Below are 25595 nucleotides of genomic sequence, written 5' to 3' on the forward strand. Positions count from 1 at the left end.
GGGTCGTCGGGTGTCGCGCGGTCCGGCCAGTCTCGTGCGTTCAGTCGTCGAATCGGAAGAGACGCGCCGCGAGGACCGTGGCGACCAGTCCCCAGGCGAGGACGACACCGAGGGCGGGCAGGTTCAGCACTCCGTCCACGAGCGCCGACCGGAGGCCGTCGGCGAGCCCGGCCGAGGGCAGGTAGGCAGCGACGTGGGACACGCCTGGCGGCAGCTCCGTGCGTGGCACGATGACGCCGCCCAGCCCGAGGAGCAGCACCCACACGAGGTTGGCGATCGCCAGCACGGCCTCGGCCCGCAGGGTGCCGGCGAGCAGGAGGGCCAGGGCCACGAAGGCCCACGTGCCGACGACGACGAAGAGCACGGCATACGCGATCCCGGACGTCTCCGGCTGCCACCCGAGGACGAGCCCCAGGGCGGCGATGACGCCGATCTGCAGCACCTCGGCGGCGAGCGTGGCCAGCACCTTGGCGGCGACGAGGCCGCCGCGGCCGAGAGGCGTGACCCCGAGGTAGCGCAGCACCGCGTAGCGACGGTCGAAGCCGGTCGAGATGGCCTGCGCGGTGAAGGCGGTCGAGATGACGCACAGGGCGATGACCCCGGCCGTCGCGACGTCGATGCGCGTGCCGGGACCCAGGCTCGGCGAGGTGGTCAGGCTGAGCCCGACGAGCGCCATCGCGGGGAGGACCAGCGAGACGAGGAGCTGCTCACCGTTGCGGAGCAGGCTCCCGACCTCGAACCCGGCCTGGGTGACGATGCGGCGTCGCTGCGTCGCGGCCCGTGGGGTGACGGAGGTCCTGGGTGTGGTCGGGGTGCTCACGCGGCTCCCTTGCGGGTCAGGCTGAAGTAGACGTCCTCGAGGGAGCGGTTGCCGGTCACCGATCCCGGCGTGCCCTCCGCGACGGTGCGTCCGGCATTCATGATGACGAGGTGGTCGGCGAGCCGCTCGGCCTCCTCGAAGGAGTGGGTCGTCACGACGACGGTGGTGCCTGCGTCGCGCTGCTCGGCCACGAGGTCCCACACGTCGAGGCGGCCGTGCGGGTCCAGGCCCGCCGCGGGCTCGTCGAGGAAGAGGACCTCGGGGCGACCCAGGAGCGACGCAGCGAGGGCGAGGCGCTGCTTCTGGCCGCCCGACAGCCGGCGGACCGTCGTCGACGCGAAGTCCGTGACGCCGAGTCGACGGGCGACCGAGTCGACGTCGACGGGGTCGGCGTAGAGCCGGGAGAGGTGGTGGAGCAGGCGCAACGGCTTGGTGCCGTTGGGCAGGCCACCGGCCTGCAGCATGACGCCGACACGGGCGCGGTGGTCGGCGCTCGCCTGCCACGGGTCGGTGCCCAGCACCCGCACGGTTCCGCCGTCGGGACGGCCGAGCCCGACCGCGCACTCGATGGCGGTCGTCTTGCCCGCCCCGTTGGGGCCGAGCACCGCCGTGATGCGCCCGACCGGGGCGCTCCACGTCAGTCCGTCGAGGGCGGCGACCTGACCGAAGGTGCGGCGGAGGTCGGACAGTGTCACCGCAGCGGTCATGGCTCATGAGTCTAGGCTCGGTCCCGACGACCCCGGTCATCGCACCTCGGTCGCCGCTGGCGTACCCCCTCCGCCGTGCGACCACAGCCCCCTTCTCTACCGACCGACCACTCGACCCTGACGGAGAGCCCCACCCGTGAAGATCGACCCAGCCGCCAGGCCCTTCACCGCCCTGGCCGCCGTGCCCACGGTGATCGCCGCACTGGCCCGCCGACCGCGTACGACCGCCGCCCTCGGACTGCTGACGGCAGGGGTGACCCTCTTCTTCCGCGACCCCGACCGCACCCCGGACCACACGCCGGTCTCGGACCCGGACGTCGTGCTCGCGCCCGCCGACGGCATCGTCATGCACGTCGGGGAACCCCAGGCGGGCATCGCACCTCCCGGTGAGTGGCAGCAGGTCAGCATCTTCCTGTCCCTGCTCGACGTGCACATGAACCGCTCGCCCTACGGCGGCCGGGTCGTGGACGTGACCCACACGCCCGGTCGGTTCCTCGCCGCGTACCGTGCCGAGAGCGCCACGAAGAACGAGCGCAGCGAGATCATCGTCGAGCGGGTCGTGCACGGACAGCGCCGCCGGATCATCTACCGCCAGCTCGTCGGGCAGCTCGCGCGCCGCATCGTGACGCGGATCGAGCCGGGCGACGAGATCGCCACCGGCACCCGGATGGGACTGATGAAGTTCGGTTCCCGGATGGACGTCTTCGTCCCGCCGGAGGTGCGGCTCGAGGTGTCCAAGGGCAAGCGCGCCATCGGGGGAGAGACGGTGCTGGGCCGCTTCCCGGCGGCGGACCCCTCGTGAACGGCGACTCGGCGTCCGACGAGCGACCTCGGCGGCGTGACCGCGTGGGCCGGCGGATGAGGCTCGTCTCGGCCACGGGCGCTCGCGTCATCCCCCTCGACCGGCTCAACCCGCGCGTCCGTGCCCGGGCCACGCTGCCGAGCCTCTTCACCCTCGGCAACATGCTCTGCGGGTTCTCCTCGGTGCTGCTGTCCTTCCAGGGACACTTCCGCACGGCAGCGGTCCTCGTCGGGATCTCGATCGTCCTCGACATCTGCGACGGTGCCGTCGCCCGTGCCGTCGGGGCGATCACCCCGTTCGGTCTGCAGTTCGACTCGCTCGCGGACCTCATCTCGTTCGGGATCGCGCCCGCCGTCCTCGTCTACACGTGGGCGCTGCCGGCGTATCCCGTCTGGGCCTGGGCCGGGGCGATGTTCTGGCTGGCCTGCGCCGCCTACCGCCTGGCCCGCTTCAACGTCACCATCGACCCGCTGGCCGACAAGCGCTACTTCGTCGGCCTCGCGAGCCCGGGTGCGGCCGGCGTCGTCATCTCCACCGTGCTCGCCATCGGCGACCCGCTCTACGACTGGGCGCCGCTCGTCCCGGTGGCGGCAGGCGTCGTGCCGGCGGCCCTCATGGCGTCCTCGTTCCGCTTCCGGTCCTTCCGCGACCTGCTCTCGCCGCGACACCTCCGGATCACGGTGCCACTCGGCGTCCTCATCGCCCTGGGGCTCGCGCTCTTCCCCGGGGCGACGGGCATGGCGCTGGCCTACGGCTACGTGCTCACGTGCCCGCTCGGGTGGGTCACGGCGCCGCTGCGCCGGCGCTGGTTCGGGGAGGACGCCGTGGCCCCGCCACGCACCCGGATGCCGTCGGTGATCATGCCCCCGGAGCTCGACGAGGACTCCGACGAGGACTCCGACGAGGACACGGATGACGACGCGGATGACGAGCTCGACGACCGGGGTGGCCGGTAAGGCCGTCCTAACTGGAAGTGTGCGGCCCATTTACGTCACAATGGTGTGGTGTTTATCGGTGAGCACGCACCGCGTGAGACGAAAGACGGCGAGGACGTCCAGCACGTCTCGCCGCTCGAGTCCCGCACGCGCTCACGAGTTCTCCACATGGTCTCCGCCGACGGCCCGATCACGGCTGCCGAGCTGGGCCGTCACCTCGACCTGACGCCTGCCGCGGTCCGCCGCCACCTCGACGCCCTCGTCGAGCAGGGCGCCGTCGTGCCGCACGAGCCCACCGGCGGGCGCCGCGGGCGCGGGCGCCCTGCGCGCGCCTACGTCGTGTCCGATGCCGGGCACAGCGCGCTCGAGGCCGACTACGACTCGCTCGCCGTCGAGGTGCTGCGCTACCTGGAGGCACACGCCGGCCCGACCGCCGTCAGCGACTTCGCCCGCGCCCGCGTCGGCGCCCTCGAGGAGCGGTATGCCGCCCGCCTCGACGCAGCGGGAGACGCACCTGCCGCTCGCACCGAGGCGCTCGTCGAGGCGCTGAGCGAGGACGGCTTCGCCGCCACGGCCCGACCGGTGGGCGCCGGTGGGCTCACTGGGGTCCAGCTGTGCCAGGGGCACTGTCCCGTGCAGCACGTCGCTGCCGAGTTCCCGGCCTTCTGCGAGGCCGAGACCGACGCGTTCTCGCGGCTGCTCGGGGTGCACGTCCAGCGTCTCGCGACCCTCGCCGGCGGTCACCACGTCTGCACCACCTTCGTCCCGACCGGTGGGATCGGCACTCGCCCCCGGAAGACCACGCAGCCCTCGGGTGTTGACCCAGACGCTGCCCAGACCCGCACGAGCACCAGCACGAGCACCAGTACCGACACGCTCACGCACGTTCAGGAAGGTTCCTCATGACCACCCACATCGAAGAGCTCAACCCCGGCCTCAAGGGCATCGGCACCTACGAGTACGGCTGGGCCGACAGTGACGTGGCCGGGTCCACGGCGCGTCGTGGGCTCAACGAGGACGTCGTGCGCGACATCTCGGCCCGCAAGAACGAGCCCGAGTGGATGACGAAGCTGCGCCTCAAGAGCCTCAGCCTCTTCGGCAAGAAGCCGATGCCCGCCTGGGGCTCGGACCTCACCGGCATCGACTTCCAGAACATCAAGTACTTCGTGAAGTCCACCGAGAAGCAGGCGGCCACGTGGGACGACCTGCCCGAGGACATCAAGAACACCTACGACCGGCTGGGCATCCCCGAGGCCGAGAAGCAGCGCCTCGTCTCCGGCGTCGCCGCCCAGTACGAGTCCGAGGTCGTCTACCACCAGATCCGCGAGGACCTCGAGGCCCAGGGCGTCATCTTCCTCGACACCGACACGGCCCTGAAGGAGCACGAGGACCTCTTCCGCGAGCACTTCGCGACGGTGATCCCCGCCGGCGACAACAAGTTCGCCGCGCTCAACACGGCCGTGTGGTCGGGTGGCTCGTTCATCTACGTGCCCAAGGGTGTCCACGTCGACATCCCGCTCCAGGCGTACTTCCGCATCAACACCGAGAACATGGGCCAGTTCGAGCGGACGCTGATCATCGCCGACGAGGGCTCCTACGTGCACTACGTCGAGGGCTGCACCGCCCCCATCTACAAGTCGGACTCATTGCACTCGGCCGTCGTCGAGATCATCGTCAAGAAGAACGCCCGCGTGCGCTACACGACGATCCAGAACTGGTCCAACAACGTCTACAACCTCGTCACCAAGCGCGCGACGTGCGAGGCCGGGGCGACGATGGAGTGGGTCGACGGCAACATCGGGTCCAAGGTCACGATGAAGTACCCCGCCGTCTTCCTCATGGGCGAGCACGCCAAGGGCGAGACGCTCTCGATCGCCTTCGCCGGTGAGGGCCAGCACCAGGACACCGGCTCCAAGATGGTCCACGCGGCGCCCAACACCAAGAGCTCGATCATCAGCAAGTCCGTCGCCCGCGGCGGCGGCCGCGCGAGCTACCGCGGTCTCGTGCAGGTGCTCGAGGGTGCGTCGCACTCCGCGTCCACGGTGCGCTGCGACGCGCTGCTCGTCGACACGATCAGCCGTTCGGACACCTACCCCTACGTCGACATCCGTGAGGACGACGTCTCGATGGGTCACGAGGCCACCGTCTCGAAGGTGTCCGAGGACCAGCTCTTCTACCTCATGTCCCGCGGCATGGCCGAGGACGAGGCCATGGCGATGATCGTGCGCGGCTTCATCGAGCCGATCGCCCGAGAGCTGCCCATGGAGTACGCCCTCGAGCTCAACCGCCTCATCGAGCTCCAGATGGAAGGAGCCGTCGGCTGATGGGCCTTCTGGCTGACACGACCACCGACACCCCCGACATCACCGAGACCCAGCAGAGCGAGACCACGGTGCCCGACGCCGCCCCCACCATGACCGCAGCCCGCCCCGGCGCGTCGGCCCACACCGACTCCGCCGCGGCCTTCGTGCCCGACCAGTCGCGTGCCGAGCGCACGGCGTCGTTCGACGTCTCCGCGTTCCCGCTGCCGACAGGTCGGGAGGAGGACTGGCGCTTCACGCCGGTCAAGAAGCTCGCCGGCCTGCTGGCCGAGGGCGCGTCGGGCCGGCTCGACTGGACCACGAAGCTCCCCGCCGGTGTGACGACCTCGACGATCACGTCCGAGCAGGCGCAGGAGCTCGGCATCCTGCCTCCCCAGGACCGCGCGGCCGTCGTCGCCGGGGCGGCCGCCGACGGCGCCCTCCTGCTCGACATCCCGGCCGAGGCGGAGCTCGACGAGCCCGTGCGGCTCTCGCTCGTCGGGCAGGGTGGCGAGCCCGTCCACGGCCACCTCGTCGTGCGCGCGGGACGCTTCTCCAAGGCGACGGTCGTCGTCGAGCACACCGGCTCGGCGCGCTACGCGCAGCTCGTCTCGGTCGTCACCGGCGACGGCTCCGACCTCACCGTCGTGTCGGTGCAGCGCTGGGCCGACGACGCCCAGCACCTGGCGCAGCACGACGCCCTCGTCGGTCGGGACGCCCACTACAAGCACCTCTCGGTGAGCCTCGGCGGCGAGGTCGTCCGCGTCAACGCCAACGTGCGTTACGCCGGCCCCGGCGGTGACGCCACCCTGCTCGGCGTCTACTTCGCCGACGCCGGCCAGCACCTCGAGCACCGCTCGTACATCGACCACAACGCCCCGCACTGCAAGAGCCGGGCCACCTACAAGGGCGCGCTCCAGGGCGACACGGCCCACACCGTGTGGGTCGGCGACGTGCTGATCCGCGCGGAGGCCGAGGGCACCGACACCTACGAGCTCAACCGCAACCTCGTCCTCACCGACGGTGCCCGCGCCGACTCGGTGCCGAACCTCGAGATCGAGACCGGCGAGATCGAGGGCGCCGGGCACGCCTCTGCCACGGGCCGTTTCGACGACCTGCAGCTGTTCTACCTCCAGTCGCGCGGCATCAGCGAGGACGAGGCCAAGCGCCTCGTCGTGCGCGGCTTCTTCGCCGACATCATCCGTGAGATCCCGCTCGCCGACCTGCGCGACGAGATCACCGCGGCCATCGAGGAGGAGCTCGCGTCCACGGCATACGCCGCTCCCACCCAGCAGACCCCCAGCATCCCCAGCACGAACAAGGAGAACTGACCCATGAGCACGCTCGAGATCAAGGGACTGACGGTCTCGGTCGAGACCGAGGACGGCCCCAAGGAGATCCTGCGCGGGGTCGACCTCACGGTGAAGTCGGGGGAGACCCACGCGATCATGGGGCCCAACGGCTCCGGCAAGTCGACGCTGGCCTACAGCATCGCCGGCCACCCGAAGTACACCGTCACCGGCGGCACCGTGACGCTCGACGGCGAGGACGTCCTCGCCATGAGCGTCGACCAGCGCGCCCGCGCCGGCCTCTTCCTCGCGATGCAGTACCCCGTCGAGGTGCCGGGTGTCACCGTGAGCAACTTCCTGCGCACGGCCAAGACGGCCATCGACGGCGAGGCGCCCAAGCTGCGCACGTGGGTCAAGGACGTCAAGGCGGCCATGGGCAACCTGCGGATGGACCCCGTGTTCGCCGAGCGCAACGTCAACGAGGGCTTCTCCGGCGGCGAGAAGAAGCGCCACGAGATCCTCCAGATGGAGCTGCTCAAGCCCAAGGTGGCCATCCTCGACGAGACCGACTCGGGGCTCGACGTCGATGCGCTCAAGATCGTCTCGGAGGGCGTCAACCGCGCCAAGGAGTCCACGGACCTCGGCGTCCTGCTCATCACCCACTACACGCGGATCCTGCGCTACATCAAGCCTGACTTCGTGCACGTCTTCATCGACGGCAAGGTCGTCGAGCAGGGTGGACCCGAGCTGGCCGACCGTCTCGAGGACGAGGGCTACGACCGCTACCTCGTCGCGACTCCGGCCGTGGCCGCCGAGGCCTGAGCGCCATGACCGACGTCCTGCCCTTCACGGACGGGGAGCTCGCCGCGATCCGCGGCGACTTCCCCATCCTGGCGCGCACGGTGCGCGGCGGCAGGCCGCTCGTCTACCTCGACTCGGGGGCGACGTCGCACAAGCCGACGGCCGTCCTCAACGCCGAGCGTGCCTTCTACGAGCAGCACAACGCCGCGGTCCACCGCGGCGCGCACCAGCTCGCGGAGGAGGCGACCGACGACTTCGAGGCCGCCCGCGCGACCATCGCGTCGTTCATCGGGGCGCCCGCCGACGAGGTCGTCTTCACGAAGAACGCCACCGAGGCGCTCAACCTCGTCGCGTACGCCTTCTCCAACGCAGCCCCGACCGACGAGCCCAAGGACGAGCGGTTCGTGCTCGCACCCGGTGACGAGATCCTCGTGACCGAGATGGAGCACCATGCCAACCTCGTGCCGTGGCAGGAGCTCGCCCGACGCACGGGCGCGACCCTGCGTTGGGTGCCGGTCGGTCCCGACGGCGCACTCGACCTGAGCGCCCTCGACGAGCTGCTCACCGAGCGCACCAAGGTCTTCGCCTTCACGCACGTCTCCAACGTGCTCGGCACGGTCAACCCCGTCGCCGAGCTCGCGGCGCGGGCGCACGCCGTCGGGGCGCTCGTCGTCGTCGACGCGTGCCAGTCGGTGCCGCACCTCGCGGTCGACGTCGCGACGCTCGGCGCCGACTTCATCGCCTTCAGCGGCCACAAGATGTACGGCCCGATGGGGGTCGGTGTGCTGTGGGGACGCGGTGACCTGCTCGACGTCATGCCGCCGTTCCTCACGGGCGGCTCGATGATCGAGCTCGTCACGATGGAGCGCTCGACCTACGCGCCCGCCCCCCAGAAGTTCGAGGCCGGCGTGCCCAACGCCGCGCAGGCCGTGGGCCTGGCCGCCGCGGTGCGCTGGATCGAGGCGATCGGCATCGACCGCATCCACGCGCACGAGGCGTCGCTTGTCGAGCAGCTCCAGCGGGGCCTGGCCGAGCGCGCCTGGGTCCACGTCGTCGGACCTGACGTCGGCACCCCCCGGGGTGGCGCCGTCGCGTTCGTCGTCGACGGTGTGCACGCCCACGACGTCGGGCAGGTGCTCGACGACGCGGGGGTCGCCGTCCGGGTGGGGCACCACTGCGCGTGGCCGCTGCACCGCGCCCTCGGCGCCGCGGCGACGACCCGCGCGTCCTTCGCCGTCCACAACACGCCCGCCGACGTCCAGGCGCTGCTCGCGGCTCTCGACCGGGTGCCGGTCATCTTCGGCACCGACACCGAGAGGAAGGCGAGCTGATGGACCTCTACCAGGAGCTCATCCTCGAGCACTCGAAGCGACCGCACCATGCCGGCCTGCGCGAGCCGTTCGACGCCGAGGTGCACCACATCAACCCGACGTGCGGCGACGAGGTCACCCTCCGCGTCGACGTCACCGGCACCGGTCCCGACGCCGTCGTCACCGACATCTCGTATGCCGCCCAGGGCTGCTCGATCTCCGTCGCCAGCACCTCCGTGCTCGCCGAGGAGGTCATCGGCCACCCGGTCGACGAGGCCCTCGAGACGTTCGAGGCCATGCGGACGATGCTGACCTCCAAGGGCAAGGTCGCCGGCGACGAGGACGTCATCGGTGACGGGGTCGCCTTTGCCGGCGTCTCGAAGTACCCCGCCCGCGTCAAGTGCGCCCTGCTCGGGTGGACCGCCTTCACCGACGCGCTCGCCCGAGCCGGCGTAGACATCTCTTCCACGAGTTCGCCCTCCCCACAAGGAGTTTCGTCATGACAGCAACCACCACCCCGCCCAACGTGGCCGACGTCGAGGAGGCCATGCGCGACGTCGTCGACCCCGAGCTCGGCATCAACGTCGTCGACCTCGGCCTCGTCTACGGCATCACCGTCGACGCGCAGTCGCACGCCGTCCTCGACATGACGCTGACGTCGGCCGCCTGCCCGCTCACCGACGTCATCGAGGACCAGACGGCGCAGGCCCTCGAAGGCCTCGTCACGACACATCGCATCAACTGGGTGTGGATGCCGCCGTGGGGCCCCGACAAGATCACCGAGGACGGCCGCGAGCAGCTGCGCGCCCTCGGCTTCAACCTCTGAGCCGACGCCACCCGCGCCCGTGACGACGCGCCTCATCGAGGTCGACCCCGAGCGGTTCGACCGGTGGATGGCGGGCTTCGCCGAGCGACACGGCCCCTACGACGCCGCCGAGGAGACCACTCCCGGCGGCGTCGTCGTGTCCGCGCGCGCCGCCGACGGATCCACTGTCGTCGCAACGCCGTTCGCGCACGAACCGCTCGGCGTCATCCTCATCCGGCGGGGAGGGTATGCCGTGGGGCTCGCCCGCACGGGTGCGTTCACGGCCTCCAAGGTCGGCACCCGGCACGTGCAGTCGCGGACAGCGGCTGGAGGGTGGTCGCAGCAGCGGTTCGCGCGTCGCCGGGGCAAGCAGGCCGACGAGCTCGTCGACGCCGTCGTCGGGCATGCCCGACGGGTGCTGCTCGGGGACGACGAGAGCCCGCGGGCCGGTGCGGACGGCATACCTCATGGACTCGTCGTCGGGGGAGACCGCACGCTCGTGCGGGAGGTCCTCGAGGCGAGCGCCCTGCGCGCGCTCGCCGGGCTGCCGATGCGTGAGCTCTACGACCTGCCCGACCCGAAGCGCGACGTGCTCGAGACCGCGCTCCGGCGAGGCCGCGCGGTCCGCATCGAGCTCACCGAGCCCTGACGATCGACCCTCGGACAATCGAAAGAGCGATCCGTCCCCCAACAATCGAAAGAGCGATCCGTCCCCCAACAATCGAAAGAGCGATCCGTCCGGACGGATCGCTCTTTCGATCAGGAGCGGACGGATCGCTCTTTCGATCGGGTGGTGGACGTCAGCTGACGGTGCCGACGCCGAAGGTGTTGCACTGGTTGATGTCGCCGGTCTGGTAACCCTGCGTGAACCACTTCTGGCGGGCGGCCGACGAGCCGTGCGTCCAGGTCTCGGGGGTGACGCGCCCCTGGACCTTCTGCTGGATGCGGTCGTCACCGACGGCGGACGCGGCCGAGAGCGCGGACTGGATGTCGGCGTCGGTGATGGGCTTGAGCAGCGGGGTGCCGCTCGCGTCGGTCGTCTCGGTCGCGTGCTTGACCCACGTACCGGCCAGGCAGTCGGCCATCAGCTCCATGCGGACCGACCCCGAGTTGGGGCCTTGCGGGTCCTGCTGGGCGCGGTTCAGGATGCCGAGGAGGTCCTGGACGTGGTGGCCGTACTCGTGGGCGATGACGTACTCCTTCGCGAGCTGGCCGCCGTTGGCGCCGAACTTGCTCTGGAGCTCCTGGAAGAAGCTCGCGTCCACGTAGACCTTCGCGTCCAGGGGGCAGTAGAAGGGACCCACCTGCGCGTTGGCGGTGCCGCACTTGGACTGCGTCTGGCCCTGGTAGATCACGGTCTTCGCCGGCTCGTAGTTCAGCTGGTACTTCGGCAGCGTCTTGGTCCAGTAGTCCTGGACGCTGTTGACGGTCGCGACGATGAGGCACACGTCGTTCCGGTTCGCGTCGGCGCCCGTCTTGCACTGGGAGAACTGCCCCTGGTCGACCTGTCCGGCGGCCGCGACCTGGTCGCTCTGGAGCTGCTGGGAGGGGAGGCCGCCGGCGGTGCTGCCCGAGTCGCCCCCACCGAGGATCTTGCCGCCACCGAAGATGAGCATGAGCACGAGGAGGATGAGGCCGCCGATGCCGCCTCCGACCTGGATGCCGCCGGGGAACCCTCCGCCTCCGCCGCCCCCACCACTGCCGCCGCTCTGCACCTGTGAGGTGTCCAGCTGGGCGTTGTCGTTGAAGCTCATGTGCCGCTCCTCGGGCTCAGGACCGGGGGCCTCCCCGGTCCGGTCGTGATCACCCTAGTGCGCGGTGACCGGTGTGCGTCGGCGGCTTCGGCGCCGCCCTGGCGGGGTCGTACCCGCTCCGGCGGGTTCAGCCCTGGGAGGGCGGCTGCGGCCGGCCCCGGCCGTCGTCGGGGGCGCCGGCCGCCTTGACGAGACGTGCGGCGAGGTCCTCGGTGGCCTGCACGAGCGCGGGTGACCCGACCACCTCGAACGTCAGCGGCGTGACGGCGAGCTGGCGGGCGTACCAGTCGGGGTCGTCGGTCGTCGCCCGCAGCCGGATGCCTCCGTCGACCCGCTCGAGGTGCCCCAGGCTGCGCGGCAGCCACCGGGACGCCTCGTCGAGGTCGGCCCGGAGGAGCACGTCGACCTCGTGCCGCCACCCCTGCGAGAGGTGCTCTTCGAGGGTGCGGAGCGCGTCGAGGTCCGCGGGCGGGGTGAACCGCTGTGACGTGGGAAAGGCCGAGAGCACGCGGTCGACCCGGAGGGCGCGCTGGGCACCGCTCGTGTGCGACCAACCGAGGAGGTACCAGCGACCGTGGCGCAGGAGGACCGCCCACGGATCCACCTCCATCGGTCGTTCGCGTCCGTCCTCGAGCCGGTAGTCGATCAGCACCCGCCGCGCCGACGTGCAGGCCTCGACGAGCTTGGCCGTCAGGAGCGGGTCGACGCGCAGGCTCGGGTTGGGCGGCGGCCCGGTGATCCGACGGACGGCCCGAACCGGCTCGGCGACCTGCTGGGGGAGCGCCCGCAGGATCTTGGACAGGGCGGCCCCCACGAGCTCGGTCGGGTCGGCCGCTCCCCGGTGCCCCTCGAGCACGGCCATGACGAGACCGAGTGCCTCGGCGGCGGTGAACATCAGGGGCGGCAGACGCAACCCACGGCCGACGCGGTAGCCACCGTGCGGTCCCGTGACCGACTCGATGGGCACCTCCGCCTCGCGGAGGATGGCGACATAGCGTCGAGCAGCCCGCTCGGTCACGCCCAGGTGGTCACCCAGCCGCTGGGCGGTGATGCCGGGGCTGTCCTGGATGGCCTCGAGCGCGAGGAGGGCCCGCGCCGTCGGACTCGTGTCGTGCCGCATGCCACCACCTCCCGGGCGCCCGCCGATCGTCAGTCCGACGGTAGCGCCCGGGACCGACGCCGTGCACCGAGTCGTCGCGCTCCTATGCTCGTCGCATGGCCGTCCTGGGGACCAAGGTGCACGTGCCGACGCTGCGCCGTGACCTCGTCGATAGGCGCCGGCTGACGGCGCTGCTGACGGAACGGCTCGCCGAGGGGGCCCTGCCCCGCCTGGTGCTGGTGTCGGCACCCGCAGGCTTCGGCAAGACGACCGCGCTGGCCCAGGGAGTTGCACCCGTCGCGGCCGGCCAGGGCCACGTCGCGTGGCTGTCGCTCGACAAGGACGACAACGACCCGCGACGCTTCCTCGAGCACCTCGTGGCCGCGCTCCGGACCGGGGGTGAGTTCCCCGAGGCGGCTGCGTTGGTGGCTGCACAAGGAGCACCCGAGTCGGTGCTGACCAGTGTGGTCAACGAGCTCGACCTCCGGCCCGGCCGGACGGTGCTGGCGCTCGACGACTTCCACGTGGTCGTGGCACCCGAGGTGCACGCGATGGTGACGTTCCTGCTGGACCACCTGCCGCCACAGGCCGGTCTGGCGATCGCGACGCGGTCCGACCCGCCTCTGCCGCTGCCCCGGCTACGGGCGCGCGGCGAGCTCGTCGAGCTGCGTGCCGCCGACCTGCGGTTCACTCCCGACGAGGCCGGCGCCTTCCTCACCGACGTGATGGGCCTGGACCTGGGCGACGCGCAGATGGCCGCTCTCGAGACCCGCACGGAGGGGTGGGTCACCGGGCTCCAGCTTGCTGGTCTCTCGCTGCGCGGGATGGACGACACCGCTTCCTTCGTCGCCGACTTCGCCGGCAGTCACCGGTTCGTGCTCGACTACCTCGTCGACGAGGTGCTGCGTTCGCAACCCGAGTCCTCGCGTCGGTTCCTGCTCGACACCTCGGTCCTGCAGCAGCTGACCGGCGAGCTGTGCGACCGCCTCACGGGCGGAGCCGACGGCGCCGCACTCCTCGAGGCGCTGGACCGCGCCAACGTGTTCATCGTCCCGCTCGACGACCACCGCGACTGGTACCGCTACCACCACCTCTTCGCCGAAGCCCTTCGGGCGCGGCTCGCGGCAGAGCGACCGGAACGGATTCCGCTGCTCCACCGGGCCGCCAGCGAGTGGTATGCCGCGAACGGCCTTCCCGAGGAAGCTGTCGGGCACGCCCTGTCGAGCGGCGACCCGGAGCATGCGGCCGACCTCCTCGAGGCTGTGCTGCCGGACCTGCGGCGTCGACGCCGCGACGTCATGCTGCGCGGATGGCTGACCGCGCTGCCCGTCGAGGTGGTGTTCGAACGTCCGTTGCTGGGCACCTACCTCGCCTGGACTCGCTTGGTCGAGGGCGACGTACAGGGCGTGGAAACCGTTCTGGCGCAGGCTGAACGGGCTCTCGCGCAACGCCCGCCGACCGCCCCTGTCGACGCCTCGACCGCGACGTCCGAGGAGCTGCGCACGCTGCCCGCGACGATGGCCATCTTCCGGGCGTCGGCCGCGCAGGCCCGAGGTGACACCGACGCCATGGCTCAGCATGCCCGCGAAGCCCTGGCGCTCACCGGGCCGGACGACCACATGGCCCGGGCGGGCGCACTCGGCTTCCTGGGGCTCGCTGCCTGGGGGAAGGGTGACGCCAAGGAGGCGGTCGACACGTTCTCCGGAGCGGTCCGCAGCATGGCCGAGGCCGGAGACGTCGCCGACCAGCTCGGCAGCACGGTGGCCCTGGCCGGCATGTGGGTGGCGAGGGGGAGACCCGACGAGGCCAGGCGGCTCCAGGAGGACGCCCTGGCGACGTCCCAGCGGCATCCCGGTGCCGCACTGGCCACCCTCGGCGACCTGCACGTCGGTCTGGCCGACGTGCTCGTCGAACAGGATGAGCTCGAGGCCGCGGCTGAGCACCTGGACGCCGCCCGGGCGCTCGGTGAGTCCGCGTCCCTGCTGGAGAACCGCTATCGCTGGTACGTCGCCATGGCGCGTCTGCGGCGCGCCGAGGGCGAGCTCGAGTCGGCGGCTGAGCTGCTCGCGCAGGCCGAGCAGTTGCACCTGCCGGGCTTCTTCCCCGAGGTGCGCCCCATTCCGGCCCAGCTGGCGCGCCTACGGATCGCGCAGGGTCGACTGGCGGACACGTGGCGCTGGGCCGACGGCGAGCAGGTGCTGCGGGTCGACGACGTGTCCTACCTCGCTGAGTTCGCCCAGCTCACCTTCGTGCGTCTGCTCCTTGCCCAACACCGCGCGGACGGCGACCAGAGCCACCTGGACGACGCGCTACGCCGGCTCGACCTCCTGGCTCCGGGCGCGCGCCGTGATGGTCGGGACGGCAGTCTCCTGGAGATCCGGATGCTCAGGGCGCTCGTGCACCATGCCGACGGTGACGAGGCGGCGGCCGTCGCCGAGCTCGGTGCCGCTCTCGAGGCGGCCGCCCCGGTCGGCTACGTCCGCCTCTTCCTCGACGAGGGCGCCCCCCTGTCGGAGCTGCTCACGATCACGGAGCGGTCGCCCGCAGCCTCGGCTCTCGTCGACCGGCTCACGCACGCGGCGTACGGGAGCCCGGTGGTGTCGTCCCGGGTGCCGCGGGTCGACGGGCTCAGCGAACGAGAGCTCGACGTGCTGCGGCTGCTGGCGACGGCCAGGACCGGACCGCAGATCGCGAGCGAGCTGTTCGTGTCCGTCAACACGCTACGCACCCACACCAAGCACATCTTCACCAAGCTGGGCGTCAACACCCGGCGGGCCGCGGTGGTCCGCGCCGCCGAGCTCGGCCTGCTCTGACCGGTCGCCGCAGGGATCACCACCCCAATCACATCGCTTGGTGATTCGGTGACACCGTCGCCGTTCCTATGTTCGAGCTGTCCCCGGAACCCCCGGGACCGCCTCCGGCAAAGGAACCCCATCATGACCATCACGACCTCCCGTCTCGGCCAGGCGGCCGGCATCGCAACCGCCGTCGCCGGCACGATCTTCGTCCTCGTGCAGATCAACCACCCCGCCATGGAGGTCGCCTCCGTGACGACGACCGACTGGTTCGTGCGCAGCACCGCCAAGACCGTCATGACCGCCCTCGCGCTGGCCGGTATCACCGGCTTGTACCTGCGTCAGCGCGCCACGGTCGGGGTCTCCGGCCTGGTCGGCTACCTGCTGCTCAGTGCCGGCTACTTTCTGATGTTCGGAACCGAGTTCGCGGCTGCGTTCGTGCTGCCGACCGCAGCGACGTCGGCGCCGGGCTACGTCAACGACGTCGTCGTCGCCGCGTTCGGTGGGCACGCGACGGGGGACATCGGTGCTTTGACGACGGTCTTCGCGGTCACCGGGGCGGCTTACGTCGCAGGCGGACTCGTGTTCGGCATCGCGACGTTCCGCGCAGGCATCCTCTCGAGGTGGGCAGCCGCCCTGCTCGCCGTCGGGAACCTCTCCACCGTTGCCCTCGCCGTCCTTCCGGCCTCGTTCAACCGCCCACTCGCCGTCCCCACCGGCATCGCCCTGATCGGTCTCGGTGTCTCGCTGTGGCGTGACCAGCGCCGCGAGGCGTCCGGCACGCTCGCCCCCGCGGCCACTGCCGCCGGCCGGCCGCAGGCCGCGGTCCGATGACGACCCGGCAGCGGGGGTGGCGCGTGCCGGCAGCCCTCATCGCGTTGAGCCTGATCCCCGTCCTGGCTGGCACCGCGCGCCTGGTCGAGCTGAACGGCGGCCCGTCGCTCATCCCGAGCGACCCCAGGTTCACCGCCTCCCCGCTGCCCGTCGTGGTGCACATCGTCTCCGCGACCACGTATGCACTCCTCGGCGCCCTGCAGTTCGCTCCCGGACTGCGGAGTCGCCGCCCGGGATGGCATCGAGCATCGGGCCGAGTTCTCGTGGTGGCCGGCCTCGGGGTGGCGGTGTCGGCCCTGTGGTTGACGCTGTTCGTCCCGCCCCAGCCGGGCTCCGGGCCGCTGCTGTTCGTGCTGCGGCTCGTCTTCGGCCCCGCGATGGCCACGGCCCTGCTCCTCGGAGTCGTCGCGATCCGACGGCATGACGTCATGACCCACCGGGCCTGGATGACCCGCGCCTACGCCATCGCGCTTGCTGCCGGGACCCAGGCCTTCACCGAGGGCGCGGGTGCTGCCCTGTTCGGGCACAGCCCCCTTGCGCTGGACGCCTCCAGGGCGGCGGCCTGGGTCGTCAACCTGGCCGTCGCCGAGTGGGCGATCCGCCGCCACAGTGCCGCTCGGGGTCGCCGCGGAGGGCGGGTCCTGGCCGGGGTCGGCCGACCATGACCACCTGCTACGAGTTCCGGGTCGCCGGGCACCTCGACGAGCACTGGACGCGCGTCCTCGACGGCCTCGCCCTTCGACACGACCCTGACGGGACGACGACCCTCACGGGGCCGGTGCGCGACCAGGCCGAGCTCCATGGACGGCTGGCCCGGCTCCGCGACCTCGGCGCCTCACTGCTGTCGGTGCAGGCCCTGCCCGACGAGCCCGGCGTCTCGAGGCACCCGCTGTCTCGGCTCGACTGGCCCCGGACCACCGAGCGTCTCGAGCTGCGGCCCGCGCTGCGAGGGGATGCCGACGCGACGTGGCGTTTCCGTCGCCTGGAGTCGGTCAGCCGGTGGCTGACGGAGGCGCCGGACGGGCTCGAGTCCTACCGCACGACCTTCGAGGACGAGGACAGGATGGCCACCACCCTCGTCGTCCAGCTGGACGGACGCATCATCGGCGACCTCATGCTCCGCGTCGAGGACGCCTGGTCACAGAAGGAGGTCGCCGAACAGGCTCGCGAGGTGCAGGCGCAGCTGGGGTGGGTGCTGGACCCGCACTTCACGGGGCACGGCTACGCGACCGAGGCCGTGCGCGACCTGATGCGAATCTGCTTCGCGGAGCTACGAGTTCGGCGAGTCGTGGCCACCTGCTTCGCCGACGACATCCCGTCCTGGCGGGTCATGGAACGCGTGGGCATGCGTCGGGAGCTCCATGCCGTCGGAGACGCCCTGCACCGGTCGGCCGGCTGGAGCGACACCTTCTCGTATGCCGTCCTGGCCAGCGAGTGGAGCGTCTGACCTGATCGTCAGAGGCCGTCCATGAGGACGGCCGCCACGGCGGCAGGTCGCGCGAGGAAGGGCGAATGGCCCCCCGGCAGCTCGATGGGTTCGACACCCAGCCGGTCGCGGGCAACCCGTCGCGACCACGCGGGATCGACGACCTGGTCCTCGGCACAGACGACCGACAAGGTCTCCACCTGTGGCCATGTGTCGAACTCGGCGACGTCACGCCACATCGAGCGCTGGAACCTCAACCGTGCGATGGACGCGTCTGCGACGTCGGGTGGACAGTCGTGGTACAGCACGCGTCGAGCACCGGCGTCCGTGAAGCGGAACCGGCCCTCCGTGTCGAACTCGAGGTCTGAATCCTCCAGTGGCACATCGCGATCCGCGTCCTCCGTGGCCAGCGACTCGAGACTCGTCCCGGGAGCGCCCACCACTCCGGCGAGCATGACCATGCGTCGTGTCGGCACCCGGTGAGCCACCAGCGGCGCGAGGAGTGCGCCCAAGGAGTGACCCACGACCACCACCTCGCCGACGCCGTCCGGCAACGCGGCGACGGCGGCGTCAGCGGACTCGGTCAAGCCGGCGTCAAGGCTTTCGCAAGGGAGGTCGGGCGCGGTCGTCCGGTGCCCGGCGGCGTCCAGGATCGTGGACACCGGATCCCAGCACCAACCGCCGTGACAGGCCCCATGGAGCAGCAGGAAGTGCGCCATGGGCCCGACGATACCTCCGGGCTCGACCTCCACGTGGGCGGAATGAGCCACGCGCCGGGCCGGCGTCAGCGCCAGAAGTCGGTCAGCACCTCCACGAGAGCAGCGCCCTGGAGGTAGCCCCCTCGGGCGGCTTGCGGACGGGTTGACGGATCCAACGCATTGGCGTCGAAGACGTCACCCGCGCCGCTGTCCGGGAACACCGTCTCCACGCGGCTGCCGCCTGCGCGCAGCTCGTCGACCTGGGTTGCAAGGTCCATGCCCCACTCGAGCGGCATGCGCGTCCTGCCACCGAAGGGAGACAGCACGAGCACCCGTCCGCAGCCCGCCGCAAGGTCGGCGTTCTCGCTGCGGCGGTAGCCGCCGTTGATGTACCGGCGCTCACCGATGCGGTAGGGCGTCATCGCCGAGGTGCTCGCCGCCACGGCATCCACGAGGTCCACTCCGCTGTGGCGGTCGAAGACGACGGGCTCGCCGGTCTGCGCATCGACGGCTGTGATGAGCACGCGCTGGTGCGGCCACTGCTGGCTGGGCAGCCGCGCGGCGACGATGTCGCGCCAGCGAGTCCGGCTCGACGTTTCCGAGGCATCCAGCTCGAGCGCCGCAGCCCCCATCCTGCGGCGCATGTCCGACGGATCCGTCGCCGAGCTGATGACGCGGTTCGACCACTCCAGGTAGCTCGGGCCCGAGACGCTCGGGGCGCGTCCCGTGCCCGCTCCGGCCCCGCCGGTCCGGGGCTGGTGCACCTCGGCGAGGGTGGCGGCATACACGTCGGCCGGCCTGGTGCCGCTGGTGATCTGGGCAGCCACCGTCGAACCTGCGGAGGTCCCGATGATGAGGTCGGCACCGGTCACATCGATGCCGGCGTCGGCCAGTCCGGCAATGAGACCGAGCTCCCAGGCATTGCCCGCCGCTCCGCCGCCGGCGAGAACCAGCGCTCGCTCGGTGGAGTGGCCCGACTGTCCGGTGGGGTCGACCTGCTGGTGTCTGCTGTCCATGGGAGTCGCCTTTCGCCAGTGGCGTGTCGACGGATCCGGTGACGGTCGACGCTGGTCGGCGCATGATGGGCCCATGCCCGACGAGCCGTCAACCGGTCCCCAGCCGGAGACACCGCACGGCGCCGGTTCCGGTCAGCCGGGCCCTGCTCCGGCGCCGGAGACCTACGTCTGGGCACTGGTCGCCCTCTGCGTCGTCATCCTCCCGCAGGTTCTGGTGCCGGCGAAGCTGCGTGAGGGACCCCCGCTCGTCGTGCCCGCCATCGAAGCGGCCGTGGTCCTGATACTCCTCGCCGTGGCTGCGAAGCCGGGACCCGTCCCACGGGCGGCTCGCCCCTTGGTGCTGTCGCTGGTCGCCGTTCTCATCCTGGCGAACACCGCCGCCGCGGTCAGGCTCGTGGCACTCGTCCTGCGAAGCACCCCCGAAGGCGAGTCGCCACCCACCGTGACCCAGCTCCTCGTCACGGCGGTCACCCTGCTCGCCGCCAACATCGTCACGTTCGGGCTGCTCTACTGGCAGATCGACGGCGGCGGCCCCGACGTGCGCCGGGCGGGTGCCGGGCGCTATCCCGACTTCCAGTTCCCCCAGACCGGCACCCCGGGACTGGCGCCACCCGACTGGCAGCCACGATTCCCGGACCACCTCTACCTGGCGTTCACCAACGTCGTCGCGTTCAGCCCCACCGACACCCTCCCACTGACCCACCGCGTCAAAGGGTTGATGGCGATCCAGTCGATGATCTCCCTCGGGGTCCTCGTCGTGGTGCTGTCCCGGGTGATCAACATCCTTCCCCCGTGAACCGGGTCCGGTCACGGTCCGCGGGGCAGACGGGTGCGCGCTCGTCAGCCGGCGACGAGGGAGGTGAACAGCTCGCCGTACTGGATCAGGTGGCGGTCGCCGAGGTACGCACTGGTCACCCGTTCGTGGGCGGCGGCCCCGAGCCGCGCCCGACGTTCCGGATCCTTGAAGAGGCCCGCGGCGAGGGCGGCGAAGCGCTCGAGATCCGTGGGGTCTTCGAGCAGCACCCCGCTGCGGCCGTCCTCGATCTGGTCGGTGATGCCGCCCACGGCCGAGGCGACGACCGGGCGCTTCTTCCACATCGGCTCGGTGACGGTCAGCCCGAAGCCCTCCATCAGGCTCTTCTGCACGACGACGGTCGCGTGCCGCTGGAGCGCGTTGACGAGGTGTGCGTTCTCGTCGACGTCGTCCATGGGAAGGCAGCACAGGTGCACGCGGGCACGCTTCGACGGCGGAAGGGCGGCACGCAGCCCCCGGCACTCGCCGAGCACCTGGGCGCCCTCGGGGTCGTCACCCACCCCACCGACGTTCGGCCCCACGAGCAGCAGGTGCACGCCGTCGGGGAAGCGGTCCACGTGGTCGGTGAACCCGGTGAGCACGCCGGCCATGTCCTTGAGGTGGTCCCACCGGCTGACCTGCAGCAGCACGTCGGCGGCCGGGGGCAACGGTCGGTCCTCGTCCAACAACAGACCGCGGTGGACTCGGACCGTGCCCTCAGTGCCGTCGCGGCGGACGAACGCGAGAGTGCCGTCCCCCGTGAGCTGCTCGACGATACCGGCCCGGTGCAGGGCCCCCCGGATGCTGTCGGTCGTCATGGGCGCGTTCTTCGCGCTGAACGGGTCGAGCGACGGCGGTATCACCCAGACCCGGGGCGTCGGCAGCCAGGCTGGCGCGTACTCTCTCCGCGAGAAGACGCACGCGTCGGCGGCCTCGACGAACGGCCGGAGGAACTCCCAGCCGCGGCCGGTGTGCCCGTCGGCCCGGTCGGCTCCGATGTGACAACGCCAGACGACGTGCGCGCCCCGGTCCCGGAGCGCGCCCGCCATGCCGGCGGTCTGCGGATCGTGAAGCAGCACAATGTCGCCGGGATGCACCCGGTTCTGCCAGACCTCGAGGTTGCGGGCCATCACATCGCGGTAGTGGTCCCTGTCGGCCTCGTCGAGGCCGCCCCGGTCCCCGGCGAAGCCGTGGAGCAGGTTGTGCAACCGTTTGGTCACGGTGAAGAACCGCTCGTCGCCCGTGAGGACGAACCAGCGCGTCTCGACACCGGCGCCCTGCCCGTAGGCCACCAACGTCTGGAGCATCTCGGCCACGCCGCCACCCCGCTCGGTGGAGCTGACGTTCCACACCGTCCGGCCCCTCAGCAGCAGGGAGGATCGGTCGGCAGCCTCTTTCAGGAGCGCAACCCGTTCCGGCGGGAGCACCCGGGCAAAACGATCGATCGGTTCGGCACTCACCGACACCTCACGCATACTTCATCTTCCCGCACCCCGCACGCCCTGCCAGCGTTCCGCTCGCAACCCGACGTCAGGCCGGGTATGCCGGGTGGCGCTACGCGTCGTCCGTGTCGACCCGCGCCGCCTCGTCCGAGGTGAGAAGGACGACGTTGCCATCAGGGTCGTCGATCATGGCAGCGTAGGGGCCCGCGGTCTGGGTGGGTGGCATGCGGCTGGGATGGCCTGCGGCGACGAGGTCGGCCCAACGCCGGTCGACCGCTGCGTTGTCGCCGACATAGAACTCGAGCAGCTGCTGGTAGCCCCCAGCCGGGCGCGTCCAGGCAGGATCGTGAGTGGCGGCGAAGGATGTCGTCAGCAGCAGGCTGACGCCGCTGCCCATTCGGTGAATGACGACCGGCCGACCGGACACCGGATCGGGGACGTCGAGACCGACGTCGCGGTAGAACGCGATCGACGTCGCCAGGTCGCGAACCTCGAGGATCAGCATGCTGAGCTGGATCTCCATCGGCCCACTCTCCCACCGGCCGCTTCACGCCGGCATTCCCAGCCCGCATCGAGCACCCCGCGGTACTGTCTCCGCGGCAATCCGCTTCGGACCATGGGGGACACGTGTCGCACAAGGTGGCGGGGTTGGTCATCGCAACAGCACTGCTTGGCCTCGCCGGCTGCGGGGCGGGAGAGCCCTCCGCCCCTCCCGCCCCCGCCACTTTCGCCACGGTGCAGCCGACGAAGGTGACCAAGCTGCTGACGTTCGTCGTCGAGAACCACTCGTTGGACCAGATGCGCGAAGCCATGCCGTTCACGGCAGCACTGGGCCAGGAGTTCGCCCACGCGACGAGCTACCGCGCGGTGGCGCACCCCTCGCTGCCGAACTATCTCGCGATGACGGGTGGCAGCACGTTCGGCGTCACCGATGATGCCCCGCCGTCCAGTCACACGACCGACCAGCCGTCGGTGTTCGGCCAGGCGCTGTCGGTGGGCAAGACGGCGAAGGTGTATGCCGAGGGGATGCCCGGCAACTGCGCACCGGAGAACTCGGGACAGTACGTCGTCAAGCACAACCCGTGGCCGTACTACCTCAGCGAGCGGTCCTCCTGCCTCCAGTACGACGTGCCGTTCCCGGAGCTGAGCAAGGATGCCGCCGCGGGACGGCTGCCCAACGCCGGCATGGTGATCCCAGACCTGTGCAACGACGCCCACGACTGCGATCTCTCGGTGGCCGACGACTGGCTCCGGACCGAGATCGGGACGGTGATGGCCGGTCCCGACTGGAGGGCCGGACATCTCGCGATCGTGGTCACCGCCGACGAGGACGACCACCACCAGGACAACCTCGTCCTGACCGCCGTGGCGCACCCGTCGCTGCACGGCGCCGTCGTCACCACGCCGCTGAGCCACTACTCGCTGGCCCGCCTCTACAGCGAGGTCGTCGCGGCAGCGCCGCTCGGGGAGGCCGCCGCCGCCCCCTCGATGGCGACGGCCTTCGGACTGGATCTCGCCGGCCGCTGAGGGAAGGGGCGCGTCGCCTCGCTGCGGCGTGCGATCCTGTCAGAGGGTTCGTCTGCCAGTGGGGAGTGCAACCTTGAGGCTCGAGCAGCTGTACCGGATCCGCTTCACCTACCCGGAGAGTTGGGTGGTCGGGCTCGAGGGCGGGTGGGAGCAGCACCTGATGATCGCCGAGGGGCGATGCGAGGGCCAGATCTCCGGCCGCTTCCGCGGTGTGAACTTCCCGCAGCGTCGGACCGCGACGGGGCCCTTCCGTCCGGACTTCCGTGCCGTCATCGAGACGGACGACGGAGCGACGCTGATGTTCGAGTGGCACGGCTACGGTCGTGCCTACCCTCCAGGGCGACGTCAGATCGTCGGTTCCGTCCTCCACCTCAGCGACAACGCCGCTACCGCCGCCTCAACGATGTCGTATGCGTGTGTGTGGGCGAGGTGCGTGCGCCGGATGACCCTGCGGCACAGAGCTCCGATCTGGTCATCGACGTTGCGGAGCTCGTCTGGGAACCCATCGTGGACTGACGACAGCGCCCCACCGGTCCTGTCTGGCTCACCACGAGGTCGGCTTCTGGGGCTGGTAGAGCCAGACGTCGAAGAAGTGGTCGAGGTTCATCCCCGAGATCTTCTCGGCCAGGGCGATGAACTGGGAGGTCGTGACATTGCCGTAGCGGTTCTGCGTCACCCAGGCGCGCATGATGTGGAAGAACGTGTCGTCACCGACCTTGTTCCGCAGCGCCTGCACCGTCATCGCGCCACGGTCGTAGACCGTCCCGTCGAAGAGGTGCGCCGCGTCTCCCGGGTTGCCGGGCGGGGGAGCCCAGAACGACGTCTTCGAGGCGGGGGTGTTGTACAGCGTGTCGAAGTAGCCCTGGGCACTCTTCTGGCCGTTGTGCTCGCTCCAGATCCACTCCGACCACGTCGCGAAACCCTCATGGAGCCAGATGTCCGGCCAGCGGCGGAGAGTGACCGAGTCTCCGAGCCACATGTGCGAGAGCTCGTGGGCAACCGTCGTCTCATCCGGCATCCGGTCGTAGACCGGCTTCGTCTGCGTCTCGAGCGAGTAGCCCACGGCCGGGGCGTTGTCCGCGACGGAGCCGACGGCGTTGAACGGATAGGGCCCGTAGATCGACTCGTAGAACTGCACGATCTGCGGAAGCTTCCGGAAGACGTTGCCCGAGGGGAGGGTCGGGTCGATGGCGACGTAGGAGGGGATGGTTCCGACCTTCGAGACCGTCAGGTCGAAGCGACCGAGGGTGGCTGTGGCGAGATACGGAGCCATCGGGTCGCTCTCTCGCCAGACCCAGGTCGTGCGTCCTCCCGACGACCGGTGCGACACGAGCACGCCGTTCGCCATCACGGTGAGGCCCTCGGGAACGGTGACGTGGAAGTCGAAGGTCGCCTTGTCCTGCGGGGTGTCGTTGACCGGGTACCAGCCGGGTGAGCCCTGCGGCTCCCCGACGACGAAGGCGCCGTCAGCGGTCGGGACCCACCCCTCGATCGACCCGTCGGGGTCGGTCACCACTCGGGGCACACCGGCATACGCGATCGAGACCGTGAACGAGCGACCGACGCGAAGACCGCTGCTGGGTGTGATGACGAGCTCCTGGTCGCCGGCACGCTCGTAGGCTGCTGGAGAGCCGTTCACCTGCACCTTGGAGATGGTGAAGCCCCGGAGGTCCAGGTCGAATCGCGAGAGGTTCTGCGTCGCGGTCGCGGTGATGACAGCCCTGCCGGTGAGCTGTTTCGAAGCGGGTTCGTAGCCCAGGGTCAGGGAGTAGTGGGAGACGTCGTAGCCGCCGTTTCCCGCTTGTGGGAAGTAGGGGTCGCCTGCTCCGGAGGATCCTGGCGTGTAGATGCCCGCCACCGCCGGTCCCGCGCTGATCAGGACCACCGCAGACGCCGCGAGCAGGGCACTCGTCCGTCGTGTGAACATCCTCGCCAACCCCCTGGTTGTCATCGTGGACCCTTCGAGGGTAGGGCGGGGACCGGGCCGCGATGCCTGCTTTCAGGGAATGCTGTCGGCATGTCGGCGAGTCGACAGCGGCATCGAGTGAAGCAGGCGCTACCCCTTCACGTACGCGAACGTCTCGACGACCTTCCCGTCCCGCACGCGCATCACATCGACGCCACGAACGTGCCCGTCGGCCCAGTCGTACCGCCACAGGACGAACGCCCGGTCCTCGAAGGTCGTGACCTCCTCCATCGTGAACCGCGCCTCCGGAGACTGGACGAAGAACTCCTGGCACGCACTCAACACCGCCGCACGGCCGATGTGCCGGGTGCCGTCGGGCGGGTTGGTGGTCTCGAAGACGCACTCCTCATGCACCACCAGCGTCAACGCGTCGATGTCGTGACTGTTGAGTGCGTCGTGGAACCGCTGGATCGCTTCACGGGTCTCGTCGCTCATCCTCGCCTCCTATGGTCCATGATGCCCCCGCCGCGGGACCG

General features: G+C 70.6%; 26 protein-coding genes. 16 read left to right on the plus strand and 10 right to left on the minus strand.

Translation table 11 applies throughout. The features are described 5' to 3' along the window. Positions 1–40: 40 nt before the first annotated feature. Both AB4030_RS05005 and AB4030_RS05010 read right to left on the minus strand, forming a co-directional pair. Positions 41–820 (minus strand): ABC transporter permease, encoded by a 780-nt coding sequence (locus tag AB4030_RS05005; RefSeq protein ID WP_442278092.1) that lies wholly within the window; start codon positions 818–820, stop codon positions 41–43. Further along, positions 817–1527, minus strand: coding sequence for an ABC transporter ATP-binding protein (locus AB4030_RS05010; RefSeq protein ID WP_442278093.1), 711 nt, complete (start codon positions 1525–1527; stop codon positions 817–819). The genes AB4030_RS05005 and AB4030_RS05010 overlap by 4 nt, the downstream gene beginning before the upstream one ends. Positions 1528–1663: 136 nt before the next feature. Between AB4030_RS05010 and AB4030_RS05015 the strand changes: the two genes are divergently transcribed. The 10 genes from AB4030_RS05015 to AB4030_RS05060 are packed head-to-tail and all read left to right on the plus strand — an operon-like array spanning position 1664 to position 10418. After that, positions 1664–2329 (plus strand): phosphatidylserine decarboxylase, encoded by a 666-nt coding sequence (locus tag AB4030_RS05015; protein WP_442278094.1) that lies wholly within the window; start codon positions 1664–1666, stop codon positions 2327–2329. Continuing rightward, a complete protein-coding gene (locus AB4030_RS05020) occupies positions 2326–3285 on the plus strand; it encodes a CDP-alcohol phosphatidyltransferase family protein (RefSeq protein WP_442278095.1) in 960 nt (319 codons plus the stop codon). Before AB4030_RS05015 ends, AB4030_RS05020 begins: the two co-directional genes overlap by 4 nt. A 45-nt stretch (positions 3286–3330) precedes the next feature. After that, entirely contained in the window at positions 3331–4170 is an 840-nt protein-coding gene (locus AB4030_RS05025; RefSeq protein WP_442278096.1) for a helix-turn-helix transcriptional regulator, read from the plus strand. Continuing rightward, the gene (gene sufB / locus AB4030_RS05030) at positions 4167–5588 is read left to right on the plus strand and encodes a Fe-S cluster assembly protein SufB (protein WP_442278097.1); all 1422 of its coding nucleotides are present in this window, start codon (positions 4167–4169) and stop codon (positions 5586–5588) included. The genes AB4030_RS05025 and sufB overlap by 4 nt, the downstream gene beginning before the upstream one ends. A gap of 8 nt (positions 5589–5596) precedes the next feature. Then, complete coding sequence (gene sufD, locus AB4030_RS05035) at positions 5597–6895, plus strand: Fe-S cluster assembly protein SufD (RefSeq protein WP_442278161.1); 1299 nt, start codon at positions 5597–5599, stop codon at positions 6893–6895. A 3-nt stretch (positions 6896–6898) separates the two neighbouring features. Then, on the plus strand, positions 6899–7675 hold the full coding sequence (gene sufC, locus AB4030_RS05040; protein ID WP_442278098.1) for a Fe-S cluster assembly ATPase SufC: 777 nt from the start codon (positions 6899–6901) through the stop codon (positions 7673–7675). A 5-nt stretch (positions 7676–7680) separates the two neighbouring features. Further along, complete coding sequence (locus AB4030_RS05045) at positions 7681–8985, plus strand: aminotransferase class V-fold PLP-dependent enzyme (protein WP_442278099.1); 1305 nt, start codon at positions 7681–7683, stop codon at positions 8983–8985. Beyond that, positions 8985–9467 carry a Fe-S cluster assembly sulfur transfer protein SufU gene (sufU, locus tag AB4030_RS05050; protein WP_442278100.1) on the plus strand — a complete coding sequence of 161 codons (483 nt, stop codon included), beginning with the start codon at positions 8985–8987 and terminating at the stop codon, positions 9465–9467. The genes AB4030_RS05045 and sufU overlap by 1 nt, the downstream gene beginning before the upstream one ends. Beyond that, positions 9464–9790: a metal-sulfur cluster assembly factor gene (locus tag AB4030_RS05055; RefSeq protein ID WP_442278101.1), complete on the plus strand. Its 327-nt coding sequence runs from the start codon at positions 9464–9466 to the stop codon at positions 9788–9790. Before sufU ends, AB4030_RS05055 begins: the two co-directional genes overlap by 4 nt. A gap of 19 nt (positions 9791–9809) precedes the next feature. Next, positions 9810–10418, plus strand: coding sequence for an acVLRF1 family peptidyl-tRNA hydrolase (locus tag AB4030_RS05060; protein WP_442278102.1), 609 nt, complete (start codon positions 9810–9812; stop codon positions 10416–10418). 151 nt (positions 10419–10569) lie between these two features. Here AB4030_RS05060 and ypfJ read toward each other — a convergent pair whose 3' ends face one another. Together ypfJ and AB4030_RS05070 are read right to left on the minus strand one after the other, a co-directional pair. Beyond that, positions 10570–11523 (minus strand): KPN_02809 family neutral zinc metallopeptidase, encoded by a 954-nt coding sequence (gene ypfJ / locus AB4030_RS05065; RefSeq protein ID WP_442278103.1) that lies wholly within the window; start codon positions 11521–11523, stop codon positions 10570–10572. A gap of 127 nt (positions 11524–11650) precedes the next feature. Then, positions 11651–12643 carry a helix-turn-helix transcriptional regulator gene (locus AB4030_RS05070; RefSeq protein WP_442278104.1) on the minus strand — a complete coding sequence of 331 codons (993 nt, stop codon included), beginning with the start codon at positions 12641–12643 and terminating at the stop codon, positions 11651–11653. Between the two features lie 95 nt (positions 12644–12738). Between AB4030_RS05070 and AB4030_RS05075 the strand changes: the two genes are divergently transcribed. The 4 genes from AB4030_RS05075 to AB4030_RS05090 all read left to right on the plus strand — a co-directional run bounded on the left by AB4030_RS05075 (position 12739) and on the right by AB4030_RS05090 (position 17698). Next, positions 12739–15435, plus strand: coding sequence for a LuxR C-terminal-related transcriptional regulator (locus AB4030_RS05075; protein WP_442278105.1), 2697 nt, complete (start codon positions 12739–12741; stop codon positions 15433–15435). A 123-nt stretch (positions 15436–15558) separates the two neighbouring features. After that, positions 15559–16251, plus strand: a complete 693-nt coding sequence (locus AB4030_RS05080; RefSeq protein ID WP_442278106.1) for a hypothetical protein — start codon at positions 15559–15561, stop codon at positions 16249–16251. 23 nt (positions 16252–16274) lie between these two features. Further along, the gene (locus AB4030_RS05085; protein WP_442278107.1) at positions 16275–16916 is read left to right on the plus strand and encodes a DUF2306 domain-containing protein; all 642 of its coding nucleotides are present in this window, start codon (positions 16275–16277) and stop codon (positions 16914–16916) included. Next, complete coding sequence (locus AB4030_RS05090; RefSeq protein WP_442278108.1) at positions 16913–17698, plus strand: GNAT family N-acetyltransferase; 786 nt, start codon at positions 16913–16915, stop codon at positions 17696–17698. Before AB4030_RS05085 ends, AB4030_RS05090 begins: the two co-directional genes overlap by 4 nt. A gap of 8 nt (positions 17699–17706) precedes the next feature. Here the strand turns inward: AB4030_RS05090 and AB4030_RS05095 are convergent, their stop codons facing one another. Together AB4030_RS05095 and AB4030_RS05100 are read right to left on the minus strand one after the other, a co-directional pair. Then, on the minus strand, positions 17707–18396 hold the full coding sequence (locus AB4030_RS05095) for an alpha/beta hydrolase (RefSeq protein ID WP_442278109.1): 690 nt from the start codon (positions 18394–18396) through the stop codon (positions 17707–17709). A gap of 65 nt (positions 18397–18461) precedes the next feature. Beyond that, a complete protein-coding gene (locus AB4030_RS05100; protein ID WP_442278110.1) occupies positions 18462–19391 on the minus strand; it encodes a patatin-like phospholipase family protein in 930 nt (309 codons plus the stop codon). Between the two features lie 73 nt (positions 19392–19464). Here AB4030_RS05100 and AB4030_RS05105 point away from each other — a divergent pair, with 73 nt between their 5' ends. Beyond that, the gene (locus AB4030_RS05105) at positions 19465–20187 is read left to right on the plus strand and encodes a hypothetical protein (protein WP_442278111.1); all 723 of its coding nucleotides are present in this window, start codon (positions 19465–19467) and stop codon (positions 20185–20187) included. A gap of 44 nt (positions 20188–20231) precedes the next feature. On the opposite strand, the gene AB4030_RS05110 is transcribed toward AB4030_RS05105, so the two are convergent. Both AB4030_RS05110 and AB4030_RS05115 read right to left on the minus strand, forming a co-directional pair. After that, a complete protein-coding gene (locus AB4030_RS05110) occupies positions 20232–21659 on the minus strand; it encodes a glycosyltransferase (protein WP_442278112.1) in 1428 nt (475 codons plus the stop codon). A gap of 79 nt (positions 21660–21738) precedes the next feature. Then, positions 21739–22149 carry a VOC family protein gene (locus AB4030_RS05115; RefSeq protein WP_442278113.1) on the minus strand — a complete coding sequence of 137 codons (411 nt, stop codon included), beginning with the start codon at positions 22147–22149 and terminating at the stop codon, positions 21739–21741. Positions 22150–22361: 212 nt separating this feature from the next. Between AB4030_RS05115 and AB4030_RS05120 the strand changes: the two genes are divergently transcribed. Further along, complete coding sequence (locus AB4030_RS05120; protein ID WP_442278114.1) at positions 22362–23153, plus strand: alkaline phosphatase family protein; 792 nt, start codon at positions 22362–22364, stop codon at positions 23151–23153. Positions 23154–23697: 544 nt separating this feature from the next. Here the strand turns inward: AB4030_RS05120 and AB4030_RS05125 are convergent. Together AB4030_RS05125 and AB4030_RS05130 are read right to left on the minus strand one after the other, a co-directional pair. Further along, the gene (locus AB4030_RS05125) at positions 23698–25080 is read right to left on the minus strand and encodes a M1 family metallopeptidase (RefSeq protein ID WP_442278115.1); all 1383 of its coding nucleotides are present in this window, start codon (positions 25078–25080) and stop codon (positions 23698–23700) included. A gap of 129 nt (positions 25081–25209) precedes the next feature. Further along, entirely contained in the window at positions 25210–25554 is a 345-nt protein-coding gene (locus AB4030_RS05130; RefSeq protein WP_442278116.1) for a nuclear transport factor 2 family protein, read from the minus strand. Between the last annotated feature and the right edge of the window lie 41 nt (positions 25555–25595).

It is taken from the genome of Terrabacter sp. 2YAF2 (assembly GCF_052114705.1).
In the GTDB taxonomy this organism is placed as follows: Bacteria; Actinomycetota; Actinomycetes; order Actinomycetales; family Dermatophilaceae; genus Terrabacter.

Coding starts and splice junctions, on each gene's coding strand:
- AB4030_RS05010 (WP_442278093.1), bottom strand. CDS start 1,527: ATGACCGCTGCGGTGACACTGTCCGACCTCCGCCGCACCTTCGGTCAG.
- sufB (WP_442278097.1), top strand. CDS start 4,167: ATGACCACCCACATCGAAGAGCTCAACCCCGGCCTCAAGGGCATCGGC.
- sufC (WP_442278098.1), top strand. CDS start 6,899: ATGAGCACGCTCGAGATCAAGGGACTGACGGTCTCGGTCGAGACCGAG.
- AB4030_RS05045 (WP_442278099.1), top strand. CDS start 7,681: ATGACCGACGTCCTGCCCTTCACGGACGGGGAGCTCGCCGCGATCCGC.
- sufU (WP_442278100.1), top strand. CDS start 8,985: ATGGACCTCTACCAGGAGCTCATCCTCGAGCACTCGAAGCGACCGCAC.
- AB4030_RS05055 (WP_442278101.1), top strand. CDS start 9,464: ATGACAGCAACCACCACCCCGCCCAACGTGGCCGACGTCGAGGAGGCC.
- ypfJ (WP_442278103.1), bottom strand. CDS start 11,523: ATGAGCTTCAACGACAACGCCCAGCTGGACACCTCACAGGTGCAGAGC.
- AB4030_RS05070 (WP_442278104.1), bottom strand. CDS start 12,643: ATGCGGCACGACACGAGTCCGACGGCGCGGGCCCTCCTCGCGCTCGAG.
- AB4030_RS05075 (WP_442278105.1), top strand. CDS start 12,739: ATGGCCGTCCTGGGGACCAAGGTGCACGTGCCGACGCTGCGCCGTGAC.
- AB4030_RS05080 (WP_442278106.1), top strand. CDS start 15,559: ATGACCATCACGACCTCCCGTCTCGGCCAGGCGGCCGGCATCGCAACC.
- AB4030_RS05090 (WP_442278108.1), top strand. CDS start 16,913: ATGACCACCTGCTACGAGTTCCGGGTCGCCGGGCACCTCGACGAGCAC.
- AB4030_RS05095 (WP_442278109.1), bottom strand. CDS start 18,396: ATGGCGCACTTCCTGCTGCTCCATGGGGCCTGTCACGGCGGTTGGTGC.
- AB4030_RS05100 (WP_442278110.1), bottom strand. CDS start 19,391: ATGGACAGCAGACACCAGCAGGTCGACCCCACCGGACAGTCGGGCCAC.
- AB4030_RS05105 (WP_442278111.1), top strand. CDS start 19,465: ATGCCCGACGAGCCGTCAACCGGTCCCCAGCCGGAGACACCGCACGGC.
- AB4030_RS05110 (WP_442278112.1), bottom strand. CDS start 21,659: ATGCGTGAGGTGTCGGTGAGTGCCGAACCGATCGATCGTTTTGCCCGG.
- AB4030_RS05115 (WP_442278113.1), bottom strand. CDS start 22,149: ATGGAGATCCAGCTCAGCATGCTGATCCTCGAGGTTCGCGACCTGGCG.
- AB4030_RS05125 (WP_442278115.1), bottom strand. CDS start 25,080: ATGTTCACACGACGGACGAGTGCCCTGCTCGCGGCGTCTGCGGTGGTC.
- AB4030_RS05130 (WP_442278116.1), bottom strand. CDS start 25,554: ATGAGCGACGAGACCCGTGAAGCGATCCAGCGGTTCCACGACGCACTC.